Origin of the sequence: Streptomyces griseomycini (assembly GCF_014203535.1) — a bacterium.
In the GTDB taxonomy this organism is placed as follows: domain Bacteria; phylum Actinomycetota; class Actinomycetes; order Streptomycetales; family Streptomycetaceae; genus Streptomyces; species Streptomyces griseomycini.
This window is the reverse complement of record NZ_JACHJI010000001.1, coordinates 336460-348634: the sequence shown is the minus strand read 5'-3', so window position 1 is coordinate 348634 and position 12175 is coordinate 336460. Positions and strand designations below refer to the sequence as shown.

Below are 12175 nucleotides of genomic sequence, written 5' to 3'. Positions count from 1 at the left end.
GCCTGCGCCGGGCGACCTCGGGAGGGACGAGTGGGACCGTCTAGGGCCTGTCTTCCGGATCAGGCCGGCTCCGGGCAACGGCGCCCCGCAGCCGAGCCGGGCGGGGCCGGTGCGTACGCCCGCCCGGCGTGCGGCGGAGGCCGTGATGCCTGGTAGCCGTACCGGCGGGCCGCCCGTGCAGCGGGCCGCCCGCCGGCCTGTCGTGCCCCGGCCCCCGCGCGAGAGCCCCGTGCGCGCCCTGCACGCACGGGCCCGCAAGGCCTGGGACCGGCCGCTGACCGCGTACTACCTGATCCTCGGCGGCAGCGCGCTGATCACCGTGCTCGGCCTGGTGATGGTCTACTCGGCCTCCCAGATCACCGCGCTGCAGATGTCCCTGCCGGGCTCCTACTTCTTCCGCAAGCAGCTCCTGGCCGCCGTGATCGGCACCGTGCTGCTGCTCGTGGCCTCCCGGATGCCGGTGAAGCTGCACCGGGCGCTGGCCTACCCCATCCTCGCGGGCGCCGTCGTCCTGATGGCCCTGGTGCAGGTGCCGGGGATAGGGGTCGCGGTCAACGGAAACCAGAACTGGATCGCCCTCGGCGGCTCCTTCCAGCTCCAGCCCAGTGAGTTCGGCAAGCTGGCGCTGGTGCTGTGGGGCGCCGACCTGCTCGCCCGCAAACAGGACAGACGGCTGCTGACCCAGTGGAAGCACATGCTGGTGCCGCTGGTGCCGGCCGCCTTCATGCTGCTCGGACTGATCATGCTCGGCGGCGACATGGGCACGGCGATCATCCTGACGGCGATCCTGTTCGGCCTGCTGTGGCTGGCGGGGGCGCCCACGCGGCTGTTCGCCGGGGTGCTGTCCGTCGCCGCCCTGATCGGGGTGATCCTCATCCGCACCAGCCCGAACCGGATGGCCCGGCTCGCCTGTCTCGGCGCCACCGAGCCCCAGTCGGGACCGGTCGACTGCTGGCAGGCCGTGCACGGGATCTACGCCCTCGCCTCCGGCGGGATCTTCGGTTCCGGACTCGGTGCGAGTGTGGAGAAATGGGGCCAACTCCCCGAAGCCCACACCGACTTCATCTTCGCCGTCACCGGTGAGGAACTGGGTCTGGCGGGGACGCTGTCGGTGCTCGCCCTCTTCGCGGCTCTAGGCTATGCGGGCATCCGCGTGGCCGGACGCACGGAGGACCCCTTCGTGAGGTACGCCGCGGGAGGCGTGACCACCTGGATCACGGCCCAGGCCGTGATCAACATCGGTGCGGTGCTCGGCCTGCTGCCGATCGCCGGCGTCCCGCTCCCGCTGTTCTCCTACGGAGGATCCGCCCTGCTGCCGACCATGTTCGCCATCGGGCTGCTGATCGCCTTCGCGCGTGAGGACCCCGCTGCGCGGATGGCGCTTGCGATGCGGCAACCCCGCTTTGGTAAAAAGCGGAACGGGGGTTCTCAGCGGCCCCGGAGATGGAACACGATGCGACGGCGCGCCGCTGCGGCGCGCTCGTCCGGAGAGCGGTGAATTTCGGTGCATGTCGTACTCGCCGGCGGAGGAACCGCGGGCCACATCGAGCCCGCGCTCGCCCTCGCGGACGCCCTGCGCAGGCAGGATCCGACCGTGGGCATCACGGCCCTGGGCACGGAGCGCGGCCTCGAGACACGTCTGGTACCCGAGCGCGGGTACGAGCTGGCGCTGATCCCCGCCGTGCCGCTGCCACGCAAGCCGACCCCCGAACTGATCACCGTCCCGGGCCGGCTGCGCGGCACCATCAAGGCGACCGAGCAGATCCTGGAGCGCACCAAGGCGGACGCCGTGGTCGGCTTCGGCGGCTACGTCGCCCTGCCCGGATACCTCGCGGCCAAGCGGCTCGGCGTGCCGATCGTGATCCACGAGGCCAACGCCCGGCCCGGTCTGGCCAACAAGATCGGCTCCCGCTACGCCGCCCAGGTCGCCGTCTCCACGCCCGACAGCAAGCTGCGGAACGCCCGGTACATCGGGATCCCGCTGCGCCGCTCCATCGCCACCCTGGACCGGGCCGCCGTGCGGCCCGAGGCCCGCGCCGCGTTCGGGCTCGACCCCAACCTGCCGACGCTGCTGGTCTCCGGCGGCTCGCAGGGCGCCCGCCGGCTGAACGAGGTCGTCCAGCAGGTGGCTCCGTGGCTGCAGCAGGCCGGGATCCAGATCCTGCACGCGGTCGGCCCGAAGAACGAACTGCCGCAGGTGCACCAGATGCCGGGGATGCCCCCCTACATCCCGGTAAGTTACCTGGACCGGATGGACCTCGCGTACGCCGCGGCCGACATGATGCTCTGCCGCGCGGGCGCGATGACCGTCGCCGAGCTCTCCGCCGTCGGACTCCCGGCCGCCTACGTCCCGCTGCCCATCGGCAACGGCGAACAGCGGCTCAACGCCCAGCCGGTGGTCAAGGCCGGCGGCGGACTGCTGGTCGACGACGCGGAGCTGACCCCGGAGTGGGTGCAGCACAACGTCCTGCCCGTGCTCGCCGACCCGCACCGGCTGTACGAGATGTCCCGCGCCGCCGCCGAGTTCGGCCGCCGGGACGCCGACGACCTGCTCGTCGGCATGGTGTACGAGGCCATCGCCTCGCGCCACCGCAACTAGCCGCTGAAAGGAGCGCGTGCGTGGCCGGATCGACCACCGCCGAGCGCGGTGAACGCCGACAGGGGTCGTCCGGCCCGCCGCCCGTCCGGCGGTCCCGGCGGCGGCGCCTCCGGATGCTCGTCGTCCTGGCCGGCGCCCTCGTCTTCCTCGGGAGCGGGGCCTTCTGGCTGCTGTACGGCTCGGACCTGGTGCGCGTGGAGCGCGTCTCCGTGTCCGGCACCCGGGTCCTGTCACCCGCGCAGGTGCGCGACGCTGCGGACGTTCCTCTCGGGGAGCAGTTGATTTCCGTGGACACCGGGGCGATCGAGGCGCGGCTTGCCCGGGAATTGCCCCGAATTGACACGGTTGACGTGATCCGTTCCTGGCCGGACGAAATCGAGCTGAAAGTGACGGAACGCACTCCGGTCCTTCTCGTGCAAAAGGGCGGAAAGTTCATCGAAGTGGACAATGAAGGTGTCCGATTCGCCACGGTTTCCCAGGCTCCCCAAGGCGTCCCCCTGCTGGAATTGGCCGTCTCCCGGACCGGTTCCGCGGCCGCGAGTCTGCGCCGCTTCGGCGAGGACCGGCTGGTGCGGGAGGCGGTGCGGGCCGCCGGTGCCGTCCCGGACTCCGTCGCGCGCGCGACCCGCAAGGTCAAGGTCCGTTCCTACGACGACATCTCGCTGCAGTTGACGGGCGGCAGGACGGTCGACTGGGGAAGCGGCGAGAAGGGCGCCGCGAAAGCCCGTACCCTCGTCGCCCTGATGAAAGCGGCGCCCGGTGCGCGGCACTTCGACGTCAGCGTTCCCACCGCTCCGGCGTCATCAAGGAGTTGACGCGCATCGACGCAGGCCAGCACCCTGGTTGGGCAGCGCTACGGCTGATCACATAGGGTGAAAAGAAAAACGGGAGGTTCGGCGTGTTCGTTGAACGGGCGCCGCTTGTCGACTTAGTGTCCTGTTCAGAAGACTTCAGGGAACAGACACACTGGTAACCCTAAACTTCAACGTTAGGGTTCGGGTCGGCGCTACGGACCGTCCCATTCGGCATCAGTCGCCGGGTCGCGGGCACCCGCGAAACGGCGACACGTAACTCGAGGCGAGAGGCCTTCGACGTGGCAGCACCGCAGAACTACCTCGCAGTCATCAAAGTCATCGGTGTCGGCGGCGGTGGTGTCAATGCCATCAACCGGATGATCGAGGTCGGTCTCAAGGGCGTCGAGTTCATCGCCATCAACACCGACGCGCAAGCCCTGTTGATGAGCGACGCCGACGTCAAGCTCGACGTCGGCCGTGAACTCACCCGCGGACTCGGCGCCGGAGCCAACCCGGCCGTCGGCCGCAAGGCCGCCGAGGACCACCGCGAGGAGATCGAGGAGGTCCTCAAGGGGGCCGACATGGTCTTCGTGACGGCCGGTGAAGGCGGCGGCACCGGCACCGGCGGCGCGCCCGTCGTGGCCAACATCGCCCGCTCGCTCGGCGCCCTCACCATCGGTGTGGTCACGCGCCCGTTCACCTTCGAGGGGAGGCGCCGCGCGAACCAGGCCGAGGACGGGATCGCGGAGCTCCGCGAAGAGGTCGACACCCTCATCGTCATCCCGAACGACCGGCTGCTGTCCATCTCGGACCGCCAGGTCTCGGTCCTCGACGCCTTCAAGTCGGCGGACCAGGTCCTCCTCTCCGGTGTCCAGGGCATCACCGACCTCATCACCACGCCCGGCCTGATCAACCTCGACTTCGCCGACGTGAAGTCGGTCATGTCGGAGGCCGGTTCGGCCCTCATGGGCATCGGCTCGGCCCGCGGCGACGACCGCGCGGTGGCCGCCGCCGAGATGGCCATCTCCTCCCCGCTGCTGGAGGCCTCCATCGACGGCGCCCGCGGCGTGCTGCTCTCCATCTCCGGCGGCAGCGACCTCGGCCTGTTCGAGATCAACGAGGCCGCCCAGCTGGTGAGCGAGGCCGCCCACCCCGAGGCCAACATCATCTTCGGCGCGGTGATCGACGACGCCCTCGGCGACGAGGTCCGGGTCACGGTGATCGCGGCCGGCTTCGACGGCGGTCAGCCGCCCGCCAAGCGGGAGAACGTCCTCGGTTCGACCTCGGCCAAGCGCGAGGAGCCGGCCCCGGCACGGCAGCCGGAGAGCCGCCCCTCCTTCGGCTCGCTCGGCAGCGTCACGCCGAAGGAGGACCCGGCTCCGGTGGCGCCGGAGCCGGTGCACGACATCCCGGTCGCCCAGCCGCCGGTCCAGCCGTCGCGGACCTACGACAGCGCGGCCGAGGAGCTGGACGTACCGGACTTCCTGAAGTGATAGGACAGCGCGAGAGCGTGAGCGGCGCGCACTTCGCCTTCACCGACCGGTGGGGCGGGGTGAGCGCCGCTCCGTATGAGGAGCTCAATCTCGGCGGGGCCGTCGGCGACGCCCCCGACGCCGTACGCGCCAACCGCGAACTGGCCGCCGGGTCCCTCGGCGTCGATCCGGCCCGGGTGGTCTGGATGAACCAGGTGCACGGGGCCGACGCGGTCGTGGTCGACGGGCCCTGGGGTGACCGTCCGGTCCCCGAGGTCGACGCGATCGTCACCGCGCGGCGGGGACTCGCCCTCGCCGTGCTCACCGCCGACTGCGTGCCGGTGCTGCTCGCCGACCCCGTCGCCGGAATCGTCGCCGCGGCCCACGCGGGCCGGCCCGGACTCGTCGCCGGGGTGGTCCCCGCCGCCGTACGGGCCATGACGGAACTCGGCGCCGACCCGGCGCGGATCGTCGCCCGCACCGGACCCGCCGTCTGCGGCCGGTGCTACGAAGTGCCGGAGGCGATGCGCGCCGAGGTGGCCGCCGTCGAGCCGGCGGCGCACGCCGAGACCAGCTGGGGCACGCCGGCGGTCGACGTGGGCGCGGGCGTGCACGCGCAGCTCGAACGGCTCGGGGTGTGCGACCGGGAGCAGGCGCCGGTGTGCACGCTGGAGTCGGGGGATCACTTCTCGTACCGACGCGACCGCACCACCGGGCGGCTCGCGGGCTATGTGTGGCTGGACTGATGGGACATGACGGACCGTAAGGGTGAACTCGCCGCGAACCTGGCGAGAGTGGAGGAGCGGATCACCGCCGCGTGCGCCGCGGCCGGACGCGCGCGCGACGAGGTCACCCTCATCGTGGTCACCAAGACCTTCCCGGCGAGCGATGTGCGGATCCTGTCGGAACTCGGTGTGCGCCATGTCGCCGAGAACCGCGACCAGGACGCCGCCCCCAAGGCGGCGCAGTGCTCGGATCTGTCCCTTTCGTGGCACTTCGTCGGTCAGCTTCAGACCAACAAGGTGCGCTCCGTGGTCGGTTATGCCGACGTCGTGCAGTCCGTCGACCGGTCCCGGCTGGTGACGGCACTCTCCCGGGAGGCCGTGCGGGCCGGGCGCGAGGTGGGCTGCCTCATCCAGGTCGCACTCGACGCGGGAGAGAGCGGCCGGGGGGAGCGCGGCGGCGTCGCGCCCGGCGGCGTCGAGGAGTTGGCCGGACTCGTCGCCGGGGCCGAGGGGCTGCGGCTGGACGGTCTGATGACGGTCGCCCCGCTCACCGGGGAGTACGCCGGACGTCAACGGGCGGCGTTCGAGCGGCTGATGGTTTTGTCGACCGACCTGCGCAGGGCCCATCCGGCTGCGAACATGGTCTCGGCAGGAATGAGTGCGGACCTCGAACAGGCCGTTGCCGCCGGAGCGACACATGTGCGCGTCGGCAGTGCGGTACTCGGAGTCCGCCCCAGGCTCGGGTAACGTCGCCAAGAAGTCGGACCACAGCAGAAAATATGGTCATTGCCGCCAATAGCGGACATAAGGACCTCGTGGATCGCGGGCACTTGGCGGTCGTCAGCGGATCCACCACAGAGCGGAGGACTCGAAGCATGGCCGGCGCGATGCGCAAGATGGCGGTCTACCTCGGCCTCGTGGAGGACGATGGGTACGACGGCCGCGGATTCGACCCAGATGACGACTTTGAACCCGAACTCGACCCGGAGCCCGAGCGTGACCACAGGCGGCATGAAATGTCGCACCAGTCACATGGTTCACACCAGCCCCAGAGGGACGAAGAGGTGCGAGTCGTGCAGCCGCCCGCGCCCCGCGAACCGGTCGCCCGCGCCGCTTCGCTCCCCGCGGAATCGCCACGCCCGGCGCGCATCGCGCCCGTGGCATCCATCACACAAGAACGCGCAAGCCTGGAGAAGAACGCACCGGTGATCATGCCCAAGGTCGTGTCGGAACGAGAGCCTTACCGGATCACCACGCTCCACCCCCGGACCTACAACGAGGCCCGTACCATCGGGGAACACTTCCGTGAGGGCACGCCGGTGATCATGAATCTGACTGAGATGGACGACACAGACGCGAAGCGACTTGTCGACTTTGCGGCCGGTTTGGTGTTTGGTCTTCACGGCAGTATCGAGCGGGTGACGCAGAAGGTGTTCCTGCTGTCTCCTGCTAACGTCGATGTCACGGCGGAGGACAAGGCCCGCATCGCAGAGGGCGGGTTCTTCAACCAGAGCTGAGACGCAGGACCGATCGAGCAAGGCACAGGGGAGAGGGAAAAGCAGGCCATGAGCGTGTTCGCGCAGGTGATCTACATCGCGCTGATGGTGTTCCTCATCGTGCTCATCTTCCGGCTGGTCATGGACTACGTCTTCCAGTTCGCCCGCTCGTGGCAACCCGGCAAGGCGATGGTGGTCGTCCTGGAGGCCACCTACACTGTCACCGATCCACCGCTGAAGCTTCTGCGGCGGTTCATCCCGCCGCTGCGTCTCGGGGGCGTGGCGCTCGACCTGTCCTTCTTCGTACTGATGATCATCGTCTACATTCTGATCTCCCTCGTGGGCAGGGCACTGTGAGGTGACTGTGGACGACATGGGCCTGCCGACTGCCGATGACTACGTTGAGGTGAAGAGATGCCGTTGACCCCCGAGGACGTGCGGAACAAGCAGTTCACGACCGTCCGCCTCCGAGAAGGCTATGACGAGGACGAGGTCGATGCCTTCCTCGACGAGGTCGAAGCCGAACTGACGCGCCTGCTCCGCGAGAACGAGGACCTGCGCGCCAAGCTGGCCGCGGCCACGCGCGCCGCTGCCCAGAACCAGCAGAACATGCGCAAGCCTCCCGAGCCACAGGACCAGCAGCAGCAGGGGCCGCCTCAGGGCATGCCCCAGCAGGGCATGCGAGGTCCCGGCGCTCCGGTGCCCGCCGGCATATCGGGCCCGCCGCAGCAGCAGATGGGTGGCCCCATGGGTGGTCCGCCCCAGCTGCCGAGCGGTGCTCCTCAGCTGCCCGCCGGCCCCGGCGGACAGGGCGGCCCGCAGGGTCCCGGCCCCATGGGCCAGGGTCCCGGGCCGATGGGCCAGGGTGGCCCGATGCAGGGGCAGATGGGCCCCGGTGGCCCGATGGGCGGCCCCATGGGCGGTCCTCCCGGACTTCCCGGTCAGCAGGGAGGCCCCGGCGGCGACAGCGCCGCGCGGGTGCTGTCGCTGGCCCAGCAGACCGCCGACCAGGCGATCGCGGAGGCCCGTTCCGAGGCCAACAAGATCGTGGGCGAGGCGCGTTCGCGCGCCGAGGGTCTCGAGCGGGACGCCCGTGCCAAGGCCGACGCCCTGGAGCGGGACGCGCAGGAGAAGCACCGCGTCGCGATGGGCTCCCTGGAGTCCGCCCGCGCCACGCTGGAGCGCAAGGTCGAGGACCTGCGCGGCTTCGAGCGCGAGTACCGCACGCGGCTGAAGTCCTACCTGGAGTCGCAGCTGCGCCAGCTGGAGACCCAGGCGGACGACTCGCTCGCCCCGCCGCGCCAGCCCGCGAGCGCCGCTCCGTCGCTGCCGCCGTCCCCGGCGCCCTCGATGGCTCCGGCCGGTGCCGGTGCGCCGTCCTACGGCGGCAACCAGACGATGGGCGGCGGCCCCGGCGGCCAGTCCGGTCCGTCGTACGGCGGTCAGCAGCAGATGCAGCCGGCGATGACCCAGCCGATGGCGCCGGTGCGTCCGCAGGGGCCGTCGCCGATGGGGCAGGCGCCCTCGCCGATGCGCGGGTTCCTCATCGACGAGGACGACAACTGACGGCCCTGTGGCCATGAGTACGGCGTAGTGGTCGGCAGCGTTCAGGGCGGGGCCCCGGGTTCACCAACCCGGGGCCCCGCCCTTGTGCTACGCGCGTTCGGGCTTCTTCGCGGCGGTTGTTCGAGGCGGGGAGCGTCTGTCCGCAGGACACAACGCCGAGGGCCCGGGACCGCCGGAATTTCTCCCGGCGGTCCCGGGCCCTCGCTGCGGGGCCTCGCGCGTTACGCCTTGCGCAGGCGGAACGTCAGGGACAGGCCCTCGTCGGTGAACGCGTCCCCGTACGTGTCGTCCGCCTCGCCCTGGGCGAAGTCCGTGGCGAGGACCTCGTCGGCGATCAGTGCGGAGTGCTCGGTCAGGGCCGCGACGGTCGCGGGCTCCGCGGCCGTCCAGCGCAGGGCGATGCGGTCGGCCACGTCGAGGCCGCTGTTCTTGCGGGCCTCCTGGATCAGCCGGATCGCGTCCCGGGCCAGGCCCGCGCGGCGCAGCTCCTCCGTGATCTCCAGGTCGAGGGCGACCGTGGCACCGGCGTCGGACGCCACCGACCAGCCCTCGCGCGGGGTCTCCGTGATGATCACCTCGTCCGGGGCGAGGGTGATCGTCTCACCGTCGACCTCGACCGAGGCCGTGCCCTCGCGCAGGGCCAGGGACAGGGCCGCGGCGTCCGCGCCCGCGATCGCCTTGGCCACGTCCTGGACGCGCTTGCCGAACCGCTTGCCCAGCGCGCGGAAGTTGGCCTTGGCCGTCGTGTCCACCAGCGAGCCGCCGACCTGCGAGAGCGACGCCAGCGACTCGACGTTCAGCTCCTCCGTGATCTGCGTGTGCAGCTCCGGGTCGAGCGTGTCGAAGCCGCCGGCCGCGATCAGCGCCCGCTTCAGCGGCTGGCGCGTCTTCACGCCCGACTCCGCGCGCGTGGCCCGGCCCAGCTCGACCAGCCGGCGCACCAGCACCATCTGCTTCGACAGCTCCGGGTCGATCGCGGTCAGGTCCGCCTCCGGCCAGGAGGACAGGTGCACCGACTCCGGCGCACCCGGGGTGACCGGGACGACCAGGTCCTGCCAGACCCGCTCGGTGATGAACGGGGTCAGCGGGGCCATCAGCTTGGTGACCGTCTCGACGACCTCGTGCAGCGTGCGCAGCGCGGCCTTGTCGCCCTGCCAGAAGCGGCGGCGGGAGCGGCGCACGTACCAGTTGGAGAGGTCGTCGACGAACGCGGACAGCAGCTTGCCGGCGCGCTGGGTGTCGTAGCCCTCCAGCGCCTGGGTGACCTGGTCGGTGAGCGCGTGCAGCTCGGACAGCAGCCAGCGGTCCAGCAGCGGGCGGTCGGCCGGGGCCGGGTCGGCCTCGCTCGGGGCCCAGCCGGAGGTGCGGGCGTACAGGGCCTGGAAGGCGACCGTGTTCCAGTAGGTGAGGAGCGTCTTGCGGACGACCTCCTGGATGGTGCCGTGGCCGACGCGGCGGGCCGCCCACGGGGAGCCGCCGGCAGCCATGAACCAGCGGACCGCGTCGGCGCCGTGCTGGTCCATCAGCGGGATCGGCTGCAGGATGTTGCCCAGGTGCTTGGACATCTTCCGGCCGTCCTCGGCGAGGATGTGGCCGAGGCAGACGACGTTCTCGTACGACGACCTGTCGAAGACCAGGGTGCCGACCGCCATCAGCGTGTAGAACCAGCCGCGGGTCTGGTCGATGGCCTCGCTGATGAACTGCGCCGGGTAGCGGGACTCGAAGAGTTCCTTGTTCTTGTACGGGTAGCCCCACTGCGCGAACGGCATCGAGCCCGAGTCGTACCAGGCGTCGATGACCTCCGGCACGCGCGTGGCCGTCTTCCCGCACCCGTCCTGCGGGCAGGCGAAGGTGACCTCGTCGATGTACGGGCGGTGCGGGTCGAGGCCCGACTGGTCGGTGCCGGTCAGCCCGGTCAGCTCCGCGCGGGAACCGACGACCGTGAGGTGGTCGTCCTCACAGCGCCAGATCGGCAGCGGGGTGCCCCAGTAGCGGTTGCGGGACAGCGCCCAGTCGATGTTGTTGTTCAGCCAGTCGCCGTACCGGCCGTGCTTGACCGTGTCCGGGAACCAGTTGGTCCTCTCGTTCTCCGCCAGGAGGCGGTCCTTGATCGCCGTGGTGCGGATGTACCAGGACGGCTGCGCGTAGTAGAGCAGCGCGGTGTGGCAGCGCCAGCAGTGCGGGTAGCTGTGCTCGTACGGGATGTGCCGGAAGAGCAGGCCGCGCTCGTCGAGGTCCGCGGTCAGCTTCTCGTCGGCCTTCTTGAAGAAGACGCCGCCGACCATCGGGACGTCCTCGGCGAAGGTGCCGTCGGGGCGGACCGGGTTCACGACCGGCAGGCCGTAGGAGCGGCAGACCCTGAGGTCGTCCTCACCGAAGGCGGGGGACTGGTGGACCAGACCCGTGCCGTCCTCGGTGGTGACGTACTCGGCGTTCACCACGTAGTGCGCGGGCTCCGGGAACTCGACCAGCTCGAAGGGGCGCCGGTACGTCCAGCGCTCCATCTCGGCGCCGGTGAAGGTCCGGCCGGTGGTCTCCCAGCCCTCGCCGAGGGCCTTCTCCACCAGTGGCTCGGCGACGACGAGCCGCTCCTCGCCGTTCGTGGCGACGACGTAGGTGACCTCGGGGTGCGCGGCGACGGCGGTGTTGGAGACCAGGGTCCACGGGGTGGTCGTCCACACCAGGAGCGCGGCCTCGCCGGCCAGCGGGCCGGAGGTGAGCGGGAAGCGGACGTAGACGGACGGGTCGACGACCGTCTCGTAGCCCTGGGCCAGCTCGTGGTCGGACAGGCCGGTGCCGCAGCGCGGGCACCAGGGGGCGACGCGGTGGTCCTGGACCAGCAGGCCCTTGTTGAAGATCTCCTTCAGCGACCACCAGACGGACTCGATGTACTCGGGCTCCATGGTCACGTACGCCTCGTCGAGGTCGACCCAGTAGCCCATGCGGGTGGTCAGCTCGGAGAAGGCGTCGGTGTGGCGGAGCACGGACTCGCGGCACTTGGCGTTGAACTCGGCGATGCCGTACGCCTCGATGTCCTTCTTGCCGGAGAAGCCCAGCTCCTTCTCCACCGCCAGCTCCACGGGCAGGCCGTGGCAGTCCCAGCCGGCCTTGCGCGCCACGTGGTAGCCGCGCATGGTGCGGAAGCGGGGGAAGACGTCCTTGAAGACGCGCGCCTCGATGTGGTGGGCGCCCGGCATGCCGTTGGCGGTGGGCGGACCCTCGTAGAACACCCACTCGGGGCGGCCCTCGGACTGCTCCAGGCTCTTGGCGAAGATCTTCTGCTCGCGCCAGAAGTCGAGCACCGCGTGCTCGAGGGCGGGCAGGTCGACCTGGGCGGGTACCTGGCGGTACGTCGGCGTTGTCATCAGCGAGCTTCCTCCGGCGGACTTGCTGCCTTCCGTCCGGAGGGACGAGAGCCGTGTCGATCCCTGCGCCGCCTTCGGCGCGCTCCCGCGGTACCACCCTCCTTGGCCCCCCGGTGCATCGTGTGCGCCGGTGAGCCCCCTCATTGGGGTCGCGATGC

General features: G+C 70.7%; 10 protein-coding genes. 9 read left to right on the top strand and 1 reads right to left on the bottom strand.

Going from position 1 to position 12175, the window contains the following annotated elements; translation table 11 throughout:
- The first annotated feature begins 145 nt into the window (after positions 1 to 145).
- The 9 genes from ftsW (at position 146) to FHS37_RS01555 (ending at position 8652) form a co-directional block, all read left to right on the top strand.
- Complete coding sequence (gene ftsW, locus FHS37_RS01595; protein WP_184817167.1) at positions 146 to 1498, top strand: putative lipid II flippase FtsW; 1353 nt, start codon at positions 146 to 148, stop codon at positions 1496 to 1498.
- A gap of 6 nt (positions 1499 to 1504) precedes the next feature.
- Positions 1505 to 2599, top strand: a complete 1095-nt coding sequence (gene murG / locus FHS37_RS01590) for an undecaprenyldiphospho-muramoylpentapeptide beta-N-acetylglucosaminyltransferase (protein WP_184817166.1) — start codon at positions 1505 to 1507, stop codon at positions 2597 to 2599.
- Between the two features lie 20 nt (positions 2600 to 2619).
- Positions 2620 to 3414: a cell division protein FtsQ/DivIB gene (locus FHS37_RS01585; RefSeq protein WP_184817165.1), complete on the top strand. Its 795-nt coding sequence runs from the start codon at positions 2620 to 2622 to the stop codon at positions 3412 to 3414.
- A 278-nt stretch (positions 3415 to 3692) separates the two neighbouring features.
- Positions 3693 to 4886, top strand: coding sequence for a cell division protein FtsZ (gene ftsZ, locus FHS37_RS01580; protein ID WP_184817164.1), 1194 nt, complete (start codon positions 3693 to 3695; stop codon positions 4884 to 4886).
- The gene (gene pgeF / locus FHS37_RS01575; protein ID WP_184817163.1) at positions 4883 to 5611 is read left to right on the top strand and encodes a peptidoglycan editing factor PgeF; all 729 of its coding nucleotides are present in this window, start codon (positions 4883 to 4885) and stop codon (positions 5609 to 5611) included. Before ftsZ ends, pgeF begins: the two co-directional genes overlap by 4 nt.
- A gap of 6 nt (positions 5612 to 5617) precedes the next feature.
- Positions 5618 to 6337, top strand: a complete 720-nt coding sequence (locus FHS37_RS01570; protein ID WP_184817162.1) for a YggS family pyridoxal phosphate-dependent enzyme — start codon at positions 5618 to 5620, stop codon at positions 6335 to 6337.
- Between the two features lie 128 nt (positions 6338 to 6465).
- A complete protein-coding gene (locus FHS37_RS01565; protein ID WP_184817161.1) occupies positions 6466 to 7107 on the top strand; it encodes a cell division protein SepF in 642 nt (213 codons plus the stop codon).
- Between the two features lie 48 nt (positions 7108 to 7155).
- On the top strand, positions 7156 to 7443 hold the full coding sequence (locus FHS37_RS01560) for a YggT family protein (protein WP_184817160.1): 288 nt from the start codon (positions 7156 to 7158) through the stop codon (positions 7441 to 7443).
- Between the two features lie 57 nt (positions 7444 to 7500).
- Positions 7501 to 8652: a DivIVA domain-containing protein gene (locus FHS37_RS01555; protein WP_184817159.1), complete on the top strand. Its 1152-nt coding sequence runs from the start codon at positions 7501 to 7503 to the stop codon at positions 8650 to 8652.
- 221 nt (positions 8653 to 8873) lie between these two features.
- Here FHS37_RS01555 and ileS read toward each other — a convergent pair whose 3' ends face one another.
- Positions 8874 to 12017, bottom strand: a complete 3144-nt coding sequence (gene ileS / locus FHS37_RS01550; RefSeq protein ID WP_184817158.1) for an isoleucine--tRNA ligase — start codon at positions 12015 to 12017, stop codon at positions 8874 to 8876.
- Positions 12018 to 12175: the final 158 nt, after the last annotated feature.